The sequence below is a fragment of the Nocardia sp. NPDC005998 genome, from assembly GCF_040614395.1.
Taxonomy (GTDB): Bacteria; Actinomycetota; Actinomycetes; order Mycobacteriales; family Mycobacteriaceae; genus Nocardia.
In genome coordinates, this window is sequence record NZ_JBEXUI010000011.1 from 166990 (window position 1) to 186636 (window position 19647).

19 protein-coding genes are annotated in these 19647 nt (G+C 65.7%); 13 read left to right on the top strand and 6 right to left on the bottom strand.

Annotated elements, in window-relative coordinates; translation table 11 throughout:
* Positions 1 to 61: 61 nt before the first annotated feature.
* The 7 genes from ABZ293_RS17915 (at position 62) to ABZ293_RS17945 (ending at position 9005) form a co-directional block, all read left to right on the top strand.
* Positions 62 to 979, top strand: coding sequence for an aminodeoxychorismate lyase (locus ABZ293_RS17915; RefSeq protein ID WP_355181816.1), 918 nt, complete (start codon positions 62 to 64; stop codon positions 977 to 979).
* A gap of 176 nt (positions 980 to 1155) precedes the next feature.
* Positions 1156 to 2652 carry a cytochrome ubiquinol oxidase subunit I gene (locus ABZ293_RS17920; protein WP_355181818.1) on the top strand — a complete coding sequence of 499 codons (1497 nt, stop codon included), beginning with the start codon at positions 1156 to 1158 and terminating at the stop codon, positions 2650 to 2652.
* Positions 2653 to 2661: 9 nt separating this feature from the next.
* On the top strand, positions 2662 to 3693 hold the full coding sequence (cydB, locus tag ABZ293_RS17925) for a cytochrome d ubiquinol oxidase subunit II (RefSeq protein ID WP_355181820.1): 1032 nt from the start codon (positions 2662 to 2664) through the stop codon (positions 3691 to 3693).
* A gap of 2 nt (positions 3694 to 3695) precedes the next feature.
* Positions 3696 to 5618 (top strand): thiol reductant ABC exporter subunit CydD, encoded by a 1923-nt coding sequence (cydD, locus tag ABZ293_RS17930; RefSeq protein WP_355181822.1) that lies wholly within the window; start codon positions 3696 to 3698, stop codon positions 5616 to 5618.
* 196 nt (positions 5619 to 5814) lie between these two features.
* Positions 5815 to 7620, top strand: a complete 1806-nt coding sequence (cydC, locus tag ABZ293_RS17935; RefSeq protein ID WP_355181938.1) for a thiol reductant ABC exporter subunit CydC — start codon at positions 5815 to 5817, stop codon at positions 7618 to 7620.
* 289 nt (positions 7621 to 7909) lie between these two features.
* Positions 7910 to 8347, top strand: a complete 438-nt coding sequence (locus ABZ293_RS17940) for a hypothetical protein (protein ID WP_354959400.1) — start codon at positions 7910 to 7912, stop codon at positions 8345 to 8347.
* A 73-nt stretch (positions 8348 to 8420) separates the two neighbouring features.
* Positions 8421 to 9005, top strand: a complete 585-nt coding sequence (locus ABZ293_RS17945) for a Uma2 family endonuclease (RefSeq protein WP_355181824.1) — start codon at positions 8421 to 8423, stop codon at positions 9003 to 9005.
* On the opposite strand, the gene ABZ293_RS17950 is transcribed toward ABZ293_RS17945, so the two are convergent.
* The 6 genes from ABZ293_RS17950 to ABZ293_RS17975 form a co-directional block, all read right to left on the bottom strand.
* A complete protein-coding gene (locus ABZ293_RS17950; protein ID WP_354959399.1) occupies positions 9002 to 9709 on the bottom strand; it encodes an FABP family protein in 708 nt (235 codons plus the stop codon). The two genes, ABZ293_RS17945 and ABZ293_RS17950, sit on opposite strands and share 4 nt — an antisense overlap.
* 184 nt (positions 9710 to 9893) lie before the next feature.
* Positions 9894 to 10199, bottom strand: a complete 306-nt coding sequence (locus tag ABZ293_RS17955; protein ID WP_354959398.1) for a DUF1416 domain-containing protein — start codon at positions 10197 to 10199, stop codon at positions 9894 to 9896.
* Between the two features lie 4 nt (positions 10200 to 10203).
* Positions 10204 to 11037, bottom strand: coding sequence for a sulfurtransferase (locus tag ABZ293_RS17960; RefSeq protein ID WP_355181826.1), 834 nt, complete (start codon positions 11035 to 11037; stop codon positions 10204 to 10206).
* A gap of 31 nt (positions 11038 to 11068) precedes the next feature.
* Entirely contained in the window at positions 11069 to 11629 is a 561-nt protein-coding gene (locus tag ABZ293_RS17965) for a DUF4395 domain-containing protein (protein WP_355181828.1), read from the bottom strand.
* A 320-nt stretch (positions 11630 to 11949) separates the two neighbouring features.
* Positions 11950 to 12390, bottom strand: a complete 441-nt coding sequence (locus ABZ293_RS17970; protein WP_355181830.1) for a thioredoxin family protein — start codon at positions 12388 to 12390, stop codon at positions 11950 to 11952.
* Positions 12387 to 13193 (bottom strand): LmeA family phospholipid-binding protein, encoded by an 807-nt coding sequence (locus ABZ293_RS17975; RefSeq protein WP_355181832.1) that lies wholly within the window; start codon positions 13191 to 13193, stop codon positions 12387 to 12389. Before ABZ293_RS17975 ends, ABZ293_RS17970 begins: the two co-directional genes overlap by 4 nt.
* 240 nt (positions 13194 to 13433) lie before the next feature.
* Between ABZ293_RS17975 and ABZ293_RS17980 the strand changes: the two genes are divergently transcribed.
* The 6 genes from ABZ293_RS17980 (at position 13434) to pstB (ending at position 19409) form a co-directional block, all read left to right on the top strand.
* Entirely contained in the window at positions 13434 to 14201 is a 768-nt protein-coding gene (locus ABZ293_RS17980; RefSeq protein WP_355181834.1) for a response regulator transcription factor, read from the top strand.
* Positions 14202 to 14277: 76 nt separating this feature from the next.
* Positions 14278 to 15189 (top strand): mycothiol synthase, encoded by a 912-nt coding sequence (gene mshD / locus ABZ293_RS17985; protein ID WP_355181836.1) that lies wholly within the window; start codon positions 14278 to 14280, stop codon positions 15187 to 15189.
* Positions 15190 to 15436: 247 nt separating this feature from the next.
* Positions 15437 to 16552 (top strand): phosphate ABC transporter substrate-binding protein PstS, encoded by a 1116-nt coding sequence (pstS, locus tag ABZ293_RS17990; RefSeq protein WP_355181838.1) that lies wholly within the window; start codon positions 15437 to 15439, stop codon positions 16550 to 16552.
* Positions 16553 to 16643: 91 nt separating this feature from the next.
* Positions 16644 to 17636 (top strand): phosphate ABC transporter permease subunit PstC, encoded by a 993-nt coding sequence (gene pstC, locus ABZ293_RS17995; RefSeq protein WP_355181840.1) that lies wholly within the window; start codon positions 16644 to 16646, stop codon positions 17634 to 17636.
* Positions 17636 to 18538: a phosphate ABC transporter permease PstA gene (pstA, locus tag ABZ293_RS18000; protein WP_355181842.1), complete on the top strand. Its 903-nt coding sequence runs from the start codon at positions 17636 to 17638 to the stop codon at positions 18536 to 18538. Before pstC ends, pstA begins: the two co-directional genes overlap by 1 nt.
* Before the next feature lie 94 nt (positions 18539 to 18632).
* Positions 18633 to 19409, top strand: a complete 777-nt coding sequence (gene pstB / locus ABZ293_RS18005) for a phosphate ABC transporter ATP-binding protein PstB (RefSeq protein ID WP_355181844.1) — start codon at positions 18633 to 18635, stop codon at positions 19407 to 19409.
* The last annotated feature ends 238 nt before the right edge of the window (positions 19410 to 19647 follow it).

Genomic DNA, 19647 nt, shown 5'->3' on the forward strand with positions numbered 1-19647 from the left:
GGGCTTACAGAACTCGTTCATGACCTAGGCGCGGTCATCGAACACCGCCTACGCTCGACCCATGGTGGATCGAGTTCTTGTAACACTCGACGGCGCCGTCCAAGATCCGGACGCGCCGTTGTTGTTTGCCGACGACATCGGCGTGCTCCGCGGTGACGGCGTCTTCGAGTCGATTTTGGTTCGTGGCGGGACCGCGTGTGCGATCGAATTTCATCTAGGCCGGTTGCGGCGTTCGGCGCAGGCGCTCGATCTGCCCGAGCCCGAACTGGGGAAATGGCGAGACGCGGTCGAGACGGCGACGAAGGAATGGGGGACCGAGCGTGAGGGCCTACTGCGTTTGGTGCTAACCAGGGGCCGCGACACCGAGCAGGCGGCCCCGTCCAGCGTCACCTCGGGTGATCTCGCGGCCGCGGTGGCGGTGCCGACTTCCTATGTGCTCGTGCTCCCGGTACCGGGCCGCGTGCAGAAGGCGCGTACCGAGGGGGTCGCGGTGGTTTCGCTATCGCGCGGCATCTCGGTGGACCTGGCGCAAGCCGCGCCATGGCAGCTACTCGGTGCGAAGACGCTGTCCTATGCCACCAATATGGCGGCGCTGCGGTTCGCCCAGCGCATGGGCGCCGATGACGTGATCTTCACCAGCACGGAGAACCGGGTGCTGGAGGGACCGCGCTCGACGGTCGTCATCGCCAGGGACAACCACCTGATCACACCGCCCGCGAAGAATGGTGTGCTGCCCGGGGTCACCCAGCGCGCGCTGTTCGCCGAGGCCGAGAAGGCAGGGTGGAAGTGCACCTATGAATCGTTGTTCACCGCCGATCTGCTGACCTGCGACAGCATTTGGCTGATGTCGAGCATTACCCTCGCGGCGCGGGTGAATTCGCTGGACGGACTGCGCATGATGGCGCCGGACAATGCGGCCGAGATCATCGAGTTGGTGGACCGAGGCGTGGAGCGGGCCGGGGCCATCGGCGATTGGTGAGTTCGACGGGCGGTGATCTTCGTCCTACTACGGCGTGTAGGAGTATGTGACGAGCTGGGAAAACGGGCCGTTGAGGGCGGTTGGCCCCGGTGTGTCGGGCCATAAGACCGCTTGATCGGCCCTTTTCCGGGCGTAGTCTTTACTACGTCATGTCGTAGATCGGCAGGAGGTCGGTTTTGAGCGTCCTGGACTTATCCCGTTGGCAGTTCGGCATCACGACCGTCTATCACTTCATCTTCGTGCCGTTGACGATCGGTCTGGCTCCGCTCGTGGCGGGCATGCAGACCGCTTGGGTGATCACCGGTAAGGACTACTGGTACCGGCTGACCAAATTCTTCGGGAAGCTGTTCCTGATCAACTTCGCGCTCGGTGTCGCAACCGGCATCGTGCAGGAGTTCCAGTTCGGCATGAACTGGAGCGAATACTCCCGTTTCGTCGGTGACGTCTTCGGCGCACCGCTCGCACTCGAGGCGCTCGTCGCGTTCTTCCTGGAGTCGACCTTCCTCGGTCTGTGGATCTTCGGTTGGACCCGGTTGCCCAAATTGCTGCACCTGGGCACGATTTGGCTCGTCGCGATCGGCGTGAACGCCTCCGCGTACTTCATCGTCGCGGCCAATTCGTTCATGCAGCATCCGGTCGGCGCCAAATACAACCCGGAGCGCGGCCGGGCCGAACTCACCAGCATCTGGGAAGTACTGACGAATAACACGACGCTGGCGGCATTTCCGCATGTGATCGCCGGAGCCTTTCTCACCTCGGGCACCTTCGTTGTCGGCATCTGCGGCTGGTGGATGGTGCGCAATGCGCGCAGCGGTGACGAGACGAAAATCGCCGAGGCGCGCACGATGTGGCGTTCCGGCGGGCGCGCCGGCCTGTGGGTGATCGTGGTCGCCGGTGTCGCCCTGTTCTTCACCGGCGATGTGCAGGGCAAATTGATGTTCGAACAGCAGCCGATGAAGATGGCCTCGGCGGAATCGCTGTGCAAAACCGCGACCGATCCGGATTTCTCGGTACTGACCATCGGCACCCACAACAACTGCGACAGCGTGACGCACGTGCTCGAGGTGCCGTATGTGTTGCCGTACCTGGCCAAGGGCAAGTTCAGCGGGGTCACCCTGGACGGTGTCACCGATCTGCAGCAGGCGTACAACGCGAAATTCGGCCCGGGCGACTATCGGCCCAATCTGTTCGTCACCTACTGGTCCTTCCGCGCCATGATCGGCCTGTCGGCGGGGGCGATCCTGCTCTGGCTGGTCGGCCTGTGGCTGACCCGCGGCGGCCGGATCACCGATAAGCGCTGGTACTCGTGGCTGTGCCTGCTCGCCATCCCGACCCCGTTCCTGGCCAATAGCGCGGGCTGGGTCTTCACCGAAATGGGTAGGCAGCCTTGGGTTGTCGCGCCGAACCCGACCGGTGACCAACGGCTACGGCTGATGGTGCAACAGGGCGTCTCCGACCACGTCTCGGGCACGGTGATCACCTCGCTGGTGGTCTTCACCCTGCTGTACGGCGCGCTCGCGGTGGTGTGGTTCTACCTGATGCGGCGCTACACCATCGCCGGACCCGAAGCGCCAGCGGCGATTCCGCCCGGCGGGCCGGACGATACCGGTGGTCCGGCGGGCCGTCATCGTGCCGAAGAACCTGCCGTCGAACAGCTTTCGTTCGCATACTAGGAGCCGACGATGAATCTGCAACAGTTCTGGTTTCTGCTGATCGGCGTCCTGTTCACCGGCTACTTCGTGCTGGAGGGCTTCGACTTCGGGGTCGGCATGCTGATGCCGATTCTCGGCAAGGGCAGCGATACCCGGCGGCGGGTGGTGCTCAATACGATCGGGCCGGTGTGGGACGGCAATGAGGTGTGGTTGCTGACCGCGGGCGGTGCGATGTTCGCTGCCTTTCCGGAGTGGTACGCGAGCCTGTTCTCCGGCTTCTATATCGCGCTGCTGCTGGTGCTCGTCGCGCTGATCGTGCGGGTCTGCGCCATCGAATACCGAAGCAAGATCGATGACCCGCGCTGGCGGGCCTGGTGTGATGCCGCGATCGGAATCGGCTCCTGGATACCGGCTTTGGCATGGGGCTGGGTGTTCGCCAATGTGGTGCACGGGGTGCCGCTGAACGAGAAGAAGCAGATCGCCGGATCGGTATGGGATCTGCTCGGGCCGTACGCACTGCTCGGCGGGCTGACGACCGGATTGCTGTTCGCGCTGCACGGTGCGGTCTTCCTGGTGCTGAAGACCGGCGGCGAGGTGCGCGACGATGCCGCGAAGACGGTGCGGTTGCTGCTGGTGCCGACGGCTGTCGTGGTCGGTGTATTCGGTGTGTGGACGCAGCTGGCCTACGGCTCCGGGTGGACCTGGATTCCTCTGGCGCTGGCCGTATTCGGACTGGTGCTCGCGGGTGCGGCGAGCTTCGCCGAGCGCGATGGGTGGGCCTTCGTCGGCACCGCGGTCACCACCGCGGCGGCCACCGTGCTGCTGTTCGGGTCGCTGTATCCGAATGTGTTGCCCTCCACCATCAGCGACCTGTTCAACCTGACCATCGATAACGCCTCCTCGACGCCGTACACGCTGAAGGTGATGAGCTGGGCGGCCGTAATCGTCACGCCGGTGGTGCTCGGCTACCAGGGTTGGACATATTGGGTATTCCGCAAACGGCTTACCGTCGAGCAGATTCCGGCGCCGATCGGTCTGCCGTTGGAAACCGGCAAGGACTGACCATGGCCCGCCCGCCCGTCGATCCCCGGCTGTGGAGGTACGCGCGCTCCGCCCGGCGCTACCTGGTGCTGAGTGTGGCGCTGTCGCTGGTCATCACGGGCTCGATCGTGGCTACCGCGGTCGCGGTGGCGCGGGTGCTGGCCGGGGTGATCACCGACCCCGGTCGGCGCTCTTTGGGCACGTGGACATTCGAGTTGATCGTGCTCACGGTCGCCATCGGCTGTCGGGTGCTCGCCACCTGGGTGCAGTCCCGGCTCGCGCACCGTGCGGGGGCGACCGTGGTGGCGGAACTGGAGACGGCCGTGCTGGCCGCCGGTGCCCGCCTGGCACCGCGCGAACTCGAAACTCGTCGAACCGAACTCGCGGTGGTGGTGAGCACCGGACTTACCGGGCTGCGGGCGTATCTCACCGGATATCTGCCCGCCCTGCTGCTCGCCTGTTCGGTACCTCCGATCGTGCTGGTGGTCATCGCATTCCACGATCCGATCTCCGGTGTCATCGCGGTGGTCACCCTGCCGCTGATCCCGATCTTCATGGTTCTCATCGGCCTGCTCACCCAGGGACGCGCCGAAGCCACCCTCGCCGCGACCACCCGACTATCGGATCAACTGCTCGACCTCTTCGCCGGTATGCCGACGCTGCGTGCGCTCGGCCGGGAAGGGGGCGTCGATGCCGCCGCGCCGAACGGTTCGCGGACGCGTTCGATGGAACACCGGGTGCGCGAGCTCGGCGATGCGTTGCGGCACCGCACCATGCGCGCACTGCGGATCGCATTCCTTTCATCGATGGTGCTCGAGTTGCTCGCCACACTGAGCGTCGCGCTGATCGCGGTCTCCATCGGCCTGCGGCTGGTCTACGGCGAGATGAGCCTTTACGCCGGGCTGGTGGCGCTCATCCTGGCGCCGGAGGTGTATCTGCCGCTGCGGATGGTCGGTGAGCGTTTTCATGCGGCACAGGACGGCATGGCTGCCGCGGATAAAGCTTTCGCGGTCTTGGAGCCGGAATCCGCTGCTGTCGAGCGTGACTCGTCCCGAGCTGACGAGCTGGCCGAATCCATCGGTGGTGGTGCCGCATCTGCCGCGCAGGCAGGCCGGTCCGCCCGCGACGGTGAATCCGTCGAAAGCTCGCGGCATGCAGGAATTCACGGCGAGGGTGCCGCCCCGGGACTCGCCGGTGCCCGCGGTCGCGCTACATCCACTGACGATGATGCCGCCGACGAATTTGCGGGGATGGTCGAGGTACGCGATCTTGCGGTGCGTGCCAGAGACGGTTTCGCGCCCGCTGGGCTCACTGCGATGCTTCGTCCCACGGCAATGACCGTGCTGACCGGACCGAACGGAAGCGGTAAATCGACTGCACTGCAAGCGATCCTGGGGTTGATCACCCCGGACCAGGGATCAGTGCTGCTGGACGGCACCGATGTGCGTGAACTGGATCAGGAACTCTGGTGGTCCAGGGTGGCCTGGCTGCCCCAGCGTCCGGTCCTGGTGCCGGGCACACTGCGCGAAAACCTCGAACTGCTCGGCATGCGCACGCCCGCGCACGCCGTCAAGGGCGCGTCCCGAGTCATCGATGAACTCGAAGCCGCCTGTATTGCAACCGGATTCGACGCGGTCCTGGACGAGCTGCCACAGGGCTGGGACACGGTGGTCGGCGCGGGCGGCGTCGGCCTATCGCTGGGTCAGCGCCAACGCCTCGCCCTCACCAGGGTGCTCGCCGCCGACCGCCCCGTCCTGCTCCTGGACGAACCGACCGCGCATCTCGACACCGCCAGTGAGGCCGCGGTCCTCACTGCCCTCCAGCAACGGGCCCGCGCGGGTGCCACCGTAATCGTCATCGGCCACCGCCCATCCGTCCTCGCCGCCGCCGACCACATCGTTCGCGTCCAGGCCCGAACCACCGAACCGCAGGCGGTACCGCGATGAGCCGACGAACACCGAACGGGTTGTGCTGGCGAACGTCGAGAGACCTCCGCCATGAGGTGGCGCAGCGGGCGGGCCGGGGACACCGCGGCTGGTCTGTCGAGGTGGTCGGCCGATGAGCATCGGAATGGGTGGCCAGGGAGGTGCGTCGGTGCCGAGCGAATCTGTGCACCGCACGGTCGTCGCGGATCTGCGCCGCATGTGGGCTCTGCTCGATTTGTCCCCGTGGCGGATCGCGGTGGCCATCGGCTGGGGTGTGCTCGCGCTCGGCAGCGGACTCGGACTGGCGGCACTGGCCGCGTGGTTGATCGCGCGCGCTTGGCAGATGCCTCCGGTCCTCGATCTGAGCGTCGCCGTCGTTGCCGTCCGCGCACTCGGCATCTCCCGCGGCCTCTGCCGCTACCTGGAACGCCTCGCCACCCATGACGTCGCCCTACGCGCGATGACAATGGCACGGACCACCGTCTATCGCACCCTCGCGCACTCCGACGTCTGGATGCGGCGCGCCATGCTCGGTGCGCGTTCGGACGGGCGGCGGGATCCGGGGACGGGCTCGGCGGGCGCCACCTCGTTGCGGCGCGGGGACCTCCTGGTTCGAATCGGCAGTGATATCGACGATCTCGGTGCGGTGGTGGTGCGGGTGTTCGTGCCGATCGCGGTCGCGATCGTGCTGTCGTCGGCGGCAATCGGGCTATTGGCCACCATTTCCATTGGTGCGGCGGCGATTCTGGCGGTATCGCTGGCCATTGCCGGGATCATCGCGCCGTGGTTGTCAGGGTGGGCCGCGCGCGCGGCCGAGCGTGCGGTGCGCGCCGACCGTGCCGAATTCACCGCCCAGGCCCTCACCGTCCTCGACCACGCGGCCGAACTCCGCGTGGCGGGCAAATTGGACGCCGCGCTGGCGGCCGCGGAACGGGCCGGGCGGCGTGCGGTCGCCGCGGAGGATTCCGCGGCCGCACGCAGCGCCTGGGCCGCCGCTGCGACGCCACTGTCGATCGGAGCGAGCGTCCTCGGTGCCCTGCTGGTCGGCATTGCCATTTACGGCCCGCACGGTGGCGATCCGGGCGCAATGACACCGATGGGCCTTACCGTCCTCGTCCTGCTCCCGCTTTCGGCCTTCGAAGCCGTCGCCTCCCTGCCCGCCGCGGCCCAATCCCTCACCACTGCCCGCGCCGCGCTGCACCGCCTGTCCGCCCTCATCCCCACTGCCCCGCGTCAGTCCGGCGACGCCGACCTCCATGACGGAGATACGCGAGATCCCCTGCCGACCGAGCGGACCGGTGGTGTCTCCGGCGGCGTGAGCGGAGACGGCCTGCCGGACCCATCCGATAGCCACGGTGCTCGCGCGGACATCGGCAGTGCGCGAGATGTGTTGCCGGAGAATCTGCCCGGTCGCCCGGATGGGCGGCGGATTGCTGTTGTCGGGCCCAGCGGTGCGGGGAAGACGACATTGCTGATGGCATGGGCCGGGTTGTTCGGTGTGCCCGAACCCGGGGTGACGTTCTTTGCCGAGGACGCACATATTTTCGGCACTACGGTGCTCGAGAACTTGCGAGTTGCGCGTGGGGATCTGACTGCGGCGGAGGCCGAAAAGGCTTTGCACGCGGTTGGTCTCGGGGAGTGGGTGGCGTCGCTGCCGGACGGTGTAGACACCGATCTCGTGGGCGGTGCGGCGGCGGTGTCGGGCGGGCAGCGTCGTCGAATCCTGCTCGCGCGTGCGCTCATTTCGCCCGCGCGGGTGCTACTGCTCGACGAGCCGACCGAACATCTCGAGGCGGCGGCCGGTGCTCGGCTGCTGTGCGATCTGCTCGATATCGATAGCGGGCTGGTCGAACCCGACCGAATCGTGGTTGTCGTCACCCATCAGCTGCCACCGGACCACCGCGCCGACGCGGTGCTGCACATCGACGCATCGGGCCAGGTCACGATCGATTTTCCGGGCTCGGGACCGCGGCAGGCGGCCCGCGATTCCGCCACCCGAGAAATTCCGTTGCCGAGCCACTGACTCGTGGCTAGATTCATTCGTACACAAGGAAGGAGGTGGTTCGAAGAATGTATGTTCATAGGACTCGTGAGGTGGCTGTCCGCTAGCGCCACCGCTGCAACGGATCTCCGTTCGCGCGAGCGCTGAGCGAATCCCAGGCAGCCACCCGGCCCCCGAGCTACCGGTCTTGTCCGACCGGGACCATGCAGGCTTCACCGCCAGCAGGGTATGGCTCGGGGGCCGTTCCTTTTTCGGGACGATCGCGCCAGGCGGTAGAGTCCGGCGACTGGTTCGATACGAGGGGTAGCTGATGCCATCGGAGGGACTCGCAGCAGTGGTCGGTCGCCGTATCAGTGCGATCCGCCGCATGTTCTACGTACACGGCACTGACGTCGACCGCACCGAAGGCCCCATCGAATTGACCTTCGATGACGGTTCGGTGCTGCTACTGGACGCCGGAACCGATGGCGAAGAACTCCGCGTCGCCACAACCCCCTGGCGCGACCCCTTCGCGGGCCTCACCGAACCCGAATACATCGACTACGTCGCGGAATCCGGAAAGTACACCGCCTTCGACGTCGGCGCGGAACCCCCTTACTCGGACCTGCTCGGCTGCCGAATCGCCGCCGTCGCCGAATCCCGCCTGCACGACGACCGCCTGCGCGCCGCCATCCTCGACGTGAACGGCTCCAAACTCGCCGTCGAAACCCTCGCCGACGAACTCCTGGTCACCTGGAACCCGATCTGATCGCCCGCACACCCCTTGCCGTAGCCATCGCTTTCCGGTGAGGTTCCACTTCGGCGGGCGCTACGCTGGGGCAATGACCGTCGAGCCGTTGCCCGACTGGGTGATCCCACCTGCTGGCGGATTCACAGTCGAGGATTTCTTGGCGCTGCGCAGCTTGCCCAAGCACACCGAGTTGATCGATGGGGGTCTGGTCTTCGTGCGTCCGCAGGAAAAGTGGCGCCGTCAGGTCCTCTCACTTTTCCGCCAGGAACTGGACCGACAGGCACCGTCGCACCTGCGGGCTGATCGGGAGATGGCGGTGCGGCTCGGTAAGCGTCAGATGCCGGAGCCGGACGTCCTCGTCGTGACCGAGGAGGCGTTCCTGCGTGGGGACCCGTCGACGTACTACTTCGCCGAGGATCTTGTCCTTGCGGTGGAGGCCGTGTCTCCGGACTCCGAAGAGCGCGACCGCGAGACCAAGCCGGGTAAATATGCCAAAGCCGGGATTCCGCATTACTGGCGGATCGAACGGCGAGACGCAGAGGCCGTCGTCTACGTTTATGAACTCGATCCCGCGGTGCATTGTTATGTCCCCGTGGGCATTTTTCATGACCGCCTGAAGATCAGCGTCCCGTTCCCGATCGATATCGACCTGACATCGATCGGGCGTCGCGGCTAGCCGATGTAGCGCCCTAAACGGGCCGACAGTCGGGGCTCCAACGGGCCGTCGGCAACTACCCGCTCCTCGACGTAAGCCAGGTCACCACCTTCGACGATGCCGTACAGGCGCTTGGCGCCGCCGACGACAATGCCGGACTGGCTGCGGATGACGACATCGGTGGCCAATTCCCAGGAGGACTGGGTCAGAGCGGTGCCGTAGAAGAGTTCGACAATGCCGGTGCTGTGGGTCAGCAGCAGTTCGATGACTTCGTCATCGCCGTCGATGCCGACGCGCCAGAAGCCGCTCTCGCGCAGATCCGGACCGCCATAGGAACCATCGGATTCGATGACCCAGGAACGCGAGTCCCAGGACAGATAGTCGCCACCGTCGTGGGAGACGATGATCTGCTGGCCGAAGCGGTAGTCGCCACGTTCGGGATCGTTGCCCTCGCCCTCACCGCGCCACACGCCGACCATGGGCAGCAGCGCGAGCATCGATGAACTCAGATCCGGGCCGAGTCGCAGATTCGCGGTGTCCTCGGGTAGCGGCAGATCCGGAAGCACCGGAATATTGCGCACCCCGGTCGATTTGGCCCGTTCGGCCGCCTCGGCCACGGCCTCGTCGCCACTGCGGCGAGCCGACGGCTCGGCAGGACCGTTGCCGTTCATTTGTTCACTCGCTCGCTCGGCCGGGTTGGAACCTTCGCTCGCGAGTTCACTCATGATTCGGTGAACAGCCGGTAGAAGACGTACAGGCCGAACCAGCCGATCAGAACGGCCACGGCCACCAGCAGAATTTCGAAGAAGAGGACCACATTTGGAGTCTAACGAGTTGCGTCCCGACCAGCACAACGGCCCCGTTACTTCCTGGTGATCCAGGAAACAACGGGGCCGTTTGCGGTATTCGCTACTTGGCGACGGCCACGTCGACGGCGTGGATGCCCGCGCCCTCCGGACGGACCTCGGCCGAGCCATTGCCCGACGAGGACAGCGCCCGCACGGTCCACGCGCCCGGCGCCGCGAAGAAGCGGAAATCGCCGGTGCCCGAGGCGACGACCTCGGCGGTGAAGTCACCGTTGCCATCGAGCAGGCGCACGAACGCGCCGCCGACGGGCTGACCGTCCGAACTCAGCACACGGCCGGTAATGACCGTTTCCTTCTCGACATCGACTCCGGCCGGAATGGCCTGGCCCTGGGTGGGTGCTGCGCACATGTGATTACTCTCCCAACTCGATCGGTGCACCGACGAGCGAGCCGTATTCGGTCCAGCTGCCGTCGTAGTTCTTGACATTCTGGTGGCCCAGCAGCTCCTGCAGCACGAACCAGGTGTGCGAGGAACGCTCGCCGATGCGGCAGTAGGCGATGGTGTCCTTGGCCCCGTCCAGCCCGGCCGCGCCGTAGATCTCGGCCAGCTCGGCGTCGGACTTGAAGGTGCCGTCCTCGTTCGCGGCCTTGCTCCACGGCACGTTGATGGCGCCGGGGATGTGGCCGGGACGCTGGCTCTGCTCCTGCGGCAGGTGCGCGGGCGCCAGGATCTTGCCGGAGAACTCGTCAGGGGAGCGCACGTCGACCAGGTTCTTGGCGCCGATGGCGGCGATGACCTCGTCACGGAAGGCACGGATGGTCAGGTCGGGGGCGGCGGCCTTGTACTGGGTGGCCGGGCGAACCACAGCCTCGCGGGACAGCGGACGACCGTCGAGCTCCCACTTCTTGCGGCCGCCGTCGAGCAGCTTGACGTTGTTGTGGCCGTACAGCTTGAAGTACCAGTAGGCGTACGCGGCGAACCAGTTGTTGTTGCCGCCGTAGAGCACGACCTCGTCGTCGTTCGCGATGCCGCGCGTCGAGAGCAGATCGGAGAACTGCTCCTGGTTCACGAAGTCGCGACGAACCTGATCCTGCAGGTCCTTCTTCCAGTCGAGCCGGACGGCACCCTCGATGTGACCGCCGTCATAGGCGGAGGTGTCCTCATCGACCTCGACGAAGACGATGCCGGGGGCGTTGAGGTTCTCTTCGGCCCAGTCAACAGAGACCAGGACATCGGAGCGGGCCATGTTGTTCCTTTCGGGATGGTGACTTGCAGGGTCAGTTCGCCGGGGACCCGGCGGTGTTCGCGTCAGGCCCGGAGGCGGTAGCTTGCGTGACCACGGAGGGCCCGCGAACACCGCCCATCGGCCCTGCCCGGCGGAGGCGGGCGACCAGCGGATAGATCCGGCAGCCCAGGCAGATCCCGAACGCCGCATTCAAGAACGCCGCGAACAGGGCGAAGCCGACGAAAACCGCGCCGACGACGGTGGAACCCGCCAGGAAACCCAGCAGGCCGACGGCACTGAAGACCAGGCCGAGTAATTGGGCGAACCGCAGCGGGGCCACGGGTTCGGTTTCGACGGTCGGACCGATGCGCGGTGCAATGAACGACGCGAAGATCCGGCCGTAGGGGTGCCGCCGCGGTCCATTGGCCGCGCCGATCGCGAAGACCACCGCCTGTAGACCGATGAGCACCGCGGCGACCGGCGTTGAAACGGCAGCGGCGAGCAGGACCAGGACCAGCACGCCGGTGGTAACCCAGGCGGCGAACCGCGGCCCGCGAACATCTACAACGGGAATTCCGGTTTCAACGATTGTGTTTCGAGAAATCGTGGACATTGTGCGTACTCCTGCGCTGAATGGTGCTGTTGGCGGGAAAAATGCCAGTTCGTCGGGGGATCGAGAGATCACTCGCACGACGGACGCAGGTCGGCATCAGAAATTCTGACGGAGCCGACCGCTCAGCCACACAGGCAGCAACAACCACCGAGGCGACACAGATCAACTGTGCGGCGTCGGGTGAGCATCAGCTCGTGGTTGGCTTGCACGCAGAGGAGTTTACCTGGTTCTGGCGGAGAATTGGACCCGGGGTCGGTCACAGTTGCTATGAACCCTTGTCACGCCCGGTTTTTCCGCCGTCAATAGCTATCCGCCGATGTTTATCCGACGGTCAGCGGTGCCAGCGCGGTCCGCAGATCGGCGGACTTGGGGACGCCGGAGATCCGGAATCGTTCCCGCCCTTCGATATCGAAGACGAAGGTGGTCGGCAGCGAGAGCACGTTGAGTTCCTTGGCCAGCGCGGGCTCGGCATCGATATCGATCTCGATATCCAGCGGCGGGCGTGGCGATCCGGCCAGATCCTCGGTCACCCCCGCGACCACCTTGCGCACGGCGGCGCACGGTCCACACCAGTCGGCGGAGAAGTGCAGCACCGCAGGACCGGAACTGTCGACCCCGACCGAGGCCAGCAGTTCGGTGCGTGCCGATTCGGCGCTCGTCTCGGTCTCGCTCGCGCGCATTTTGCCGTCGCGTCGTCGCAATGCAAAGCCGACCGCGATCGCGGCCGAAATCATCACTAGCAGAATTGTGATTTGAATCATGGTCGACGCAATCTGTCCAGATCGATGGTCACGTTCTCGGCCTTACCCTCGATGACGATCTGCCCGCCCGTTGCATAAACCTTGGTCGGCCGCAGCCCGAACGGCAGTTCGTTGGTATCGATGGTGCGGGTGAACTGCTCGAGTATCTTCGGGCGCTCGGCATCGGTGACGACCGCGGTCGTCGTGACGTCACCCGTGCCGCGGTAGATACTGGTCGCGATGATCTTGATCTGATCGCCGTCGACCCGCAGATCGGCCGTCACGCTCACATTGTCACCGCCGAGCGGTGCACCGGGCTTGCTCGGCGTCTTGCCCGGCATGGTGCCGGCGAGCAGGAGCTGACCCCCGGTGGTCATTCCGGATCCGCCCGACCCGCCCGTTCCGTCGGATTTGTCCCCCGGTGCCGAATGCACTTGCAGGTCGGGGATTTTGAACAGGCGACCGAGTTCGGTGGGCTCGAGCCGCATCGATCCCTCGACCCGATCCACCGGTACCGCACGCACATTCCCGTCGGTGAGATCGCCGACCGAAAGGTGTGCGCCGGTCAGCATCGCTCCGACCGAAATCTCACCCGGGATATCGGGACGCATGACGTGCGCGCGGACTTCGACACTCTGGTACCGGCCGTCGAACGCCTGGGTAAGAAATGGAAACCCATAAATGATCACGTCGGGATCCGCACTGAGATCGGCACCGACGCGCAGCGCGCGTGACACGCGGTACTCCGAGTAGGCGGCGACGCCGAAATCGATGACTACCGCCAGTCCTGCGAGGCACAGCAGCCCGATAATCAGCTTCCGCATGCAGGCCACAGTAATAGCAGGGCCGATCGCGGGCCGTCGCCAGCCCGGGCCAGATGGGGCAGTGGTCTACTCGGCGGTACGTTTCGGGTATCGAATGTCGTCCTCGAGGTGCCACACTGACCCCGGATGGCGAGGTCATCGGTGTTTACGCGCTAATCTTGCATCCGAATTACCTGTGATCAGCGACGTGGCCCCGGCAGTGTGGCTGTTGTCCGGAGCTATGAGATGGGAGGAGGGCTTGTGGAGCTGCTCCTGCTGACCTCCGACCCCAACCCCGAGTCGGTACTGCCTGCTCTGTCGCTGCTGGCGCACAATGTGCGCCCGGCGCCGACCGAGGTGGCGTCCCTGCTGGAGGCGGGGTCCGCGGATGTCGCGCTTGTCGACGCGCGTACCGATCTGGCCGCGGCCCGCGGCCTGTGCCGACTGCTCGGCAGCACCGGTTCCTCGGTGCCGGTGGTCGCCGTGCTCACCGAGGGCGGGCTGGTCGCCGTCAATGCCGACTGGGGCCTGGACGACATCCTGCTGCCCGGTACCGGACCGGCCGAATTGGACGCCCGACTGCGGCTGCTGGTCGGCCGCAACGGCGGTGTGGCGAGCCCGGAGAACACCGGCAAGATCACCCTCGGTGAACTGGTGATCGATGAGGGTACCTACACGGCGCGGCTGCGCGGTCGCCCGCTCGACCTCACCTATAAGGAATTCGAACTCCTCAAATACCTCGCGCAGCACGCGGGCCGGGTCTTCACCCGCGCCCAGCTGCTGCAGGAGGTCTGGGGCTATGACTTCTTCGGTGGCACCCGCACGGTCGATGTGCACGTGCGACGCCTGCGCGCCAAACTCGGCAGCGAATACGAATCGCTGATCGGCACCGTTCGCAATGTCGGCTACAAGGCCGTCCGCCCCGCCCGCGCCGCCAGCAAGGGCGAGCCCGTCACCTTCCCCGACGACGAAGCCGCCGAGGGCACCGATGGCTCCCAGTCGGTCACGGTCAACGGCTCCGTTCAATAGCGGACGATCGGAATTACCCACCGGGCTCGCGCGTTCGCTGCGGTGACGGGGCGGTACGACGAGGGAGACGTGACTCATGGGTGAGACGACACTGCAATGGAGCCAGCGGCTCGACGCCGAGGCGGCGCGCGCGGTGCGCGAACTGCTCGCGCGGGCGGCCGCGGCCGATGGTGTCGCGCCGGTCTCCGAACAGGCGGTGCTGTCGCTGACCGCGGCCGATGCCGAGGCCGAGCACTTGGTCGCGGTGCGTGACGATGTCATCGCCGGTTACGCGAATCTCGTTGCGGCACATAGCGAACACCCCGCAATGGCCGAGGTCGCCGTCGATCCCGCCGCCCGCGGCAATGGCATCGGGGCGGAATTGGTCAGCGCCGCATTGGCAAGGGGAGGACCGGGAGCTCGGGTGTGGGCGCACGGTGATCGGCCCGCGGCCAAGGCACTCGCGACCCGGCTCGGACTGCGCACCGCACGCGAGTTGTGGCAGATGCGGCGCCCATTGGCAACGCCAGAGCTACCCGAGTTGGCGGTACCGGATGGCATTGCGCTGCGGACCTACGAAGGCCCGGCCGACGATGCCGAACTGCTGCGCGTCAACAGCGCGGCCTTCGCCTGGCATCCGGAACAGGGTGGCTGGACCGAACGCGATATCGAGCTGCGGCGCGCGGAGTCCTGGTTCGACCCGAAAGGGCTGTTCATCGCGGTGGATCCGGCCGATCCGGACCGCATCCTCGGATTCCATTGGACCAAGGTGCATTACGAACAGAGCCCGCCGATCGGCGAGGTCTATGTGGTCGGTATCGATCCGGTCGCGCAGGGTCGGGGGCTGGGCCGTCTGCTCACCCTCGCTGGCCTGCACTACCTGCGGGAACGGGATCTCGCGGAGGTGCTGCTCTACACCGAGGCGGATAACGCCGCGGCGGTGCACACCTACACTCGACTCGGTTTCGCTCCGGCACACATCGACGTCGCGTATTCGGCCCGTGACTGAATAACAAGCGGCTCGCCGGGGTCACTCGAGTAACACTGGGGCAAATGTCACACAAAACGCGCCCGATCGCGCCGGGGTGTTCACCCTGTGTTCACTCAGCTTGGTCCAACTGTCAACCGAGCGACCTTACGTTACATACGGGCGGCGCAGTTGCCGCCTGGTGCGCTAGTTCCCCGCGAACGGCACCACGAAACCCGCCCGGGCCGGTGAGGGACCGGGCGTGTCGAACGCGATTCCCGGAGGAATAGTGAACCTCAAGCGCAGCAGCGCCATGATCGGTGTGCTGGCGGCCGTCGCCATGCCCCTGGCCGCCTGTGGCAGTGATGACAACTCGACCAGCGGCGACACCAGCAACGTCGCCAAGGTCGACGTTGCCTGCGGTGGCAAGAAGGCCCTCAAGGCCAGCGGCTCCTCGGCGCAGAAGAACGCCATGGAGCGCTTCATCGCCGCCTACGAGGGCAACTGCAGCGGCCAGACCCTCAACTACACCTCCAGCGGTTCGGGCGCCGGTGTCAACGAATTCCTCGGTGGCCAGACCGACTTCGCCGGTTCCGACTCGCCGCTGAGCGACAAGAAGGGTGAGCCCGCCAAGGCGCAGGAGCGCTGCGGTGCCCCGGCTTGGAACCTGCCGACCGTCTTCGGCCCCATCGCGGTCACCTACAACATCGACGGCGTGAGCGACCTCGTGCTCGACGGCCCGACCCTGGCCAAGGTCTTCACCGGCGCCATCACCTCCTGGGATGCCCCCGAGGTCAAGGCACTGAACCCGAAGGCCACCCTGCCGTCCGGCCCCATCGCGGTGATCTTCCGTTCCGACGAGTCGGGCACCACCGACAACTTCCAGCTCTACCTCGACGCCGCCTCCGATGGCGCGTGGGGCAAGGGCGCCGGCAAGACCTTCAACGGCGGTGTCGGTGAGGGCGCCAAGGGCAACGAGGGCACCTCGGCCGCCATCAAGAGCACCAAGAACTCGATCACCTACAACGAGTGGTCCTTCGCCAAGGCGCAGAACCTGGCGATCGCGCAGATCGTCACCTCGGCCTCCAAGGACCCGGTCAAGCTGACCCCGGAGTCCGCGGCCAAGGCCGTCGACAGCGTGAAGATCAAGGGTGAGGGCAACGACCTGGTGCTCGACACCTCATCGTTCTACAAGCCGACCGCGGCCGGTGCCTACCCGATCATCCTGCCGACGTACGAGATCGTCTGCTCGAAGTACGCCGACGCCGACACCTCCAAGGCGGTCAAGGCATTCCTGACCTCGGCCGTCAACAACGGCCAGAAGGGTCTGGACACCGCGGGCTACGTCTCGATCCCGGACAAGTTCAAGACCAAGCTGACCACCGCCATCGCCGCCATCAACTGATAGCCGCCACGCCATGACCGTGCACCCTGAGGTGACCGCCGCGGGCCAGTCGGACTCGACTGGCCCGCGGGCGGCTGGAGATACTGCCCCTATGTCGAGTGAACCGAGCACCGAACCGGCCTCACCGAAGGATCCGGCTGCCGCGAAGGCAAGGAAAGGCCACAGCCAAGGGGCCGAGGTCGTCTTCCGGTCGCTAGCGACCGCGGCGGGTGCGACGGTCGTGGCGGCCATCGCGCTGATCGCCCTGTTCCTCCTGATCCGGGCCTGGCCCTCGATCATGGCGAACGAGGCGAACTTCTTCACCAGCACCGAGTTCAGCACCACCAATGCCGACCATCTGCGGTTCGGCATTCGGGACCTGCTCATGGTCACGGTGCTGAGCTCGGTACTGGCACTGGTGATCGCGGTGCCGATCGGTGTCGGCATCGCGCTGTTCCTGACCCACTATTCGCCGAAGCCGATGGCGCGTCCGTTCGCAATGCTCGTCGATCTGCTGGCGGCGGTGCCGTCGATCGTGTTCGGTCTGTGGGGCTTCCTGGTGCTCGCGCCACGATTGGAACCCGTCGAGACCTTCCTCAACGACAAGCTCGGCTGGTTCTTCCTGTTCTCCGACGGCAATGTGTCGATCTCCGGCGGCGGCACCATCTTCACCGCGGGCGTGGTGCTCGCGGTAATGATCCTGCCGATCATCACCTCGGTCTCCCGTGAGGTCTTCAACCTGACGCCCATCTCGCACATCGAGGCAGCGCAGGCGCTCGGCGCGACCAAATGGGAGATGGTCCGGATGACGGTGCTGCCCTATGGCCGCAGCGGTGTGATCGCCGGATCCATGCTCGGCCTCGGCCGTGCGCTCGGTGAGACGATCGCGGTGCTGGTCATTCTGCGCACCTCGGCGCAGGCCGGACACTGGTCGCTGTTCGACGGCGGCTACACCTTCGCCTCCAAAATCGCTGCCGCCGCTTCGGAATTCAGTCAGCCACTGCCGACCGGTGCCTATATCGCGGCTGGCTTCGTGCTCTTTGCACTGACCTTCATCGTCAATGCGCTCGCGCGGCTCGTATCCGGTGGAAGGGTGAACGGGTAATGACCACCACGACTCTCGACAAGCCGGTCAAGGCACCCACCTTCCGGCATGTCAGCACGGCCCGCCGGATCAAGAACAATATCGCCACCGGAGTGGTCTGGCTCTGCTTCGCCATCGCACTCGTGCCGCTGGTCTGGGTGCTGTTCATGGTGGTGTCGAAGGGCCTCGAATCTGTCGTCTCGCCGGACTGGTGGCAGAAATCGCAGAAGGGCATCCTGCCGGATCAGACCGGTGGCGGTGTGTATCACGCGATCTACGGCACCATCGTGCAGACCCTCGTCGCCGCGATCATCGCGGTGCCGCTGGGCATCATGGCCGCGGTGTACCTGGTCGAATACGGACGTGGCGTGCTTGCCAAGGTGACCACCTTCATGGTGGACATCCTCGCGGGTGTGCCGTCCATCGTCGCGGCCCTGTTCATCTTCGCGCTGTGGATCGCGACATTCGGCTTCCCGCAGAGCTCGTTCGCGGTATCGCTGGCCCTGGTGCTGCTGATGCTGCCGGTGGTGATCCGCAGCACCGAGGAAATGCTGAAGCTGGTGCCCGACGAATTGCGCGAGGCGTCCTACGCACTCGGAATTCCGAAGTGGAAGACCATTGTTCGGATCGTCGTACCGACCGCGGCGCCCGGCATGATCAGCGGCATCCTGCTCTCACTGGCCCGCGTGATGGGTGAGACCGCTCCGGTGCTGGTGCTCGTCGGCTACAGCAAGTCGATCAACACCAACCTCTTCGACGGCAATATGGCCTCGCTGCCGCTGTTGATCTACCAAGAGTTGGCGAATCCGGAGCCTGCGGGCCGGGCGCGGGTGTGGGGTGCGGCGCTGACGCTCATCCTGCTGATCGCCCTGCTGTACGCGGCGGCCGCGGTCGTCAACAAGCTGCTCACGCGGAACCGATGACCGCATGAGCGGGTCAGGCCCGGAGGAGGCGGCTTGCGTAATCACGTAGGGCCCCCGGCTCATGCAAATTCATTACAGCGAAACGGATATTCAGATGGCCAAGCGGATCGACGTCAAAGACCTGAACATCTACTACGGCAAATTCCACGCGGTTGCCGATGTCAAGCTGTCGGTATTGCCGCGCAGCGTGACCGCCTTCATCGGCCCGTCCGGTTGCGGTAAGTCCACCGTGCTGCGTTCGCTCAACCGGATGCACGAGGTGACCCCGAATGCCCGCGTCGAGGGCGCGGTGCTGCTCGACGGCGAGGACATCTACGGCTCGCAGGTCGACCCGGTCGGCGTGCGCCGCACCATCGGCATGGTGTTCCAGCGCCCGAACCCGTTCCCCACCATGTCGATTCGCGACAATGTGGTGGCCGGGCTCAAGCTGCAGGGTGTGCGCAACAAGAAGGAGCTCGACGAGGTCGCCGAGCGCTCGTTGCGGGGCGCCAACCTCTGGAACGAGGTCAAGGACCGTCTCGATAAGCCGGGTGGCGGCCTCTCCGGTGGTCAGCAGCAGCGTCTGTGCATCGCGCGTGCGATCGCGGTATCGCCCGATGTGCTGCTGATGGACGAGCCATGTTCGGCGCTGGACCCGATCTCCACCCTGGCGATCGAGGACCTGATCACCGAGCTGAAGAAGGAATTCACCATCGTCATCGTCACCCACAACATGCAGCAGGCCGCGCGCGTGAGTGATCAGACCGGCTTCTTCAACCTGGAGGCGCAGGGCAAGCCGGGCAAGCTGATCGAGATCGACGATACCGAGAAGATCTTCTCCAACCCGGGCCAGAAGGCGACAGAGGACTACATCTCCGGTCGCTTCGGATAGCGGCTCCCCCGCCTCCCCGCACCTTCAGGCGCCGGACTCAGGTGCCCGAAGGTGACGTTGGCGGCTGGCGGAGCACCTGAGCCCGTACCCGGCGGGTTACCCATGGGCTCGCGAAATCAGTGGAACCGGCTGAAATGGGAAAGGCCCGCGCTACGGCGCGGGCCTTTTTGCTCTGTCGGCAAATGTAACTTGTTCGAGCTGTATGAACGCCGCGCCGTCGTCCCCGGTTTGCGCCTGG

What these genes read in the sequence shown, in the direction of transcription:
- ABZ293_RS17915 (WP_355181816.1), top strand. Translation starts at nt 62, where the DNA reads ATGGTGGATCGAGTTCTTGTAACACTCGACGGCGCCGTCCAAGATCCG.
- cydB (WP_355181820.1), top strand. Translation starts at nt 2,662, where the DNA reads ATGAATCTGCAACAGTTCTGGTTTCTGCTGATCGGCGTCCTGTTCACC.
- cydD (WP_355181822.1), top strand. Translation starts at nt 3,696, where the DNA reads ATGGCCCGCCCGCCCGTCGATCCCCGGCTGTGGAGGTACGCGCGCTCC.
- cydC (WP_355181938.1), top strand. Translation starts at nt 5,815, where the DNA reads ATGTGGGCTCTGCTCGATTTGTCCCCGTGGCGGATCGCGGTGGCCATC.
- ABZ293_RS17940 (WP_354959400.1), top strand. Translation starts at nt 7,910, where the DNA reads ATGCCATCGGAGGGACTCGCAGCAGTGGTCGGTCGCCGTATCAGTGCG.
- ABZ293_RS17945 (WP_355181824.1), top strand. Translation starts at nt 8,421, where the DNA reads ATGACCGTCGAGCCGTTGCCCGACTGGGTGATCCCACCTGCTGGCGGA.
- ABZ293_RS17950 (WP_354959399.1), bottom strand. Translation starts at nt 9,709, where the DNA reads ATGAGTGAACTCGCGAGCGAAGGTTCCAACCCGGCCGAGCGAGCGAGT.
- ABZ293_RS17955 (WP_354959398.1), bottom strand. Translation starts at nt 10,199, where the DNA reads ATGTGCGCAGCACCCACCCAGGGCCAGGCCATTCCGGCCGGAGTCGAT.
- ABZ293_RS17960 (WP_355181826.1), bottom strand. Translation starts at nt 11,037, where the DNA reads ATGGCCCGCTCCGATGTCCTGGTCTCTGTTGACTGGGCCGAAGAGAAC.
- ABZ293_RS17965 (WP_355181828.1), bottom strand. Translation starts at nt 11,629, where the DNA reads ATGTCCACGATTTCTCGAAACACAATCGTTGAAACCGGAATTCCCGTT.
- ABZ293_RS17970 (WP_355181830.1), bottom strand. Translation starts at nt 12,390, where the DNA reads ATGATTCAAATCACAATTCTGCTAGTGATGATTTCGGCCGCGATCGCG.
- ABZ293_RS17975 (WP_355181832.1), bottom strand. Translation starts at nt 13,193, where the DNA reads ATGCGGAAGCTGATTATCGGGCTGCTGTGCCTCGCAGGACTGGCGGTA.
- mshD (WP_355181836.1), top strand. Translation starts at nt 14,278, where the DNA reads ATGGGTGAGACGACACTGCAATGGAGCCAGCGGCTCGACGCCGAGGCG.
- pstC (WP_355181840.1), top strand. Translation starts at nt 16,644, where the DNA reads ATGTCGAGTGAACCGAGCACCGAACCGGCCTCACCGAAGGATCCGGCT.
- pstA (WP_355181842.1), top strand. Translation starts at nt 17,636, where the DNA reads ATGACCACCACGACTCTCGACAAGCCGGTCAAGGCACCCACCTTCCGG.
- pstB (WP_355181844.1), top strand. Translation starts at nt 18,633, where the DNA reads ATGGCCAAGCGGATCGACGTCAAAGACCTGAACATCTACTACGGCAAA.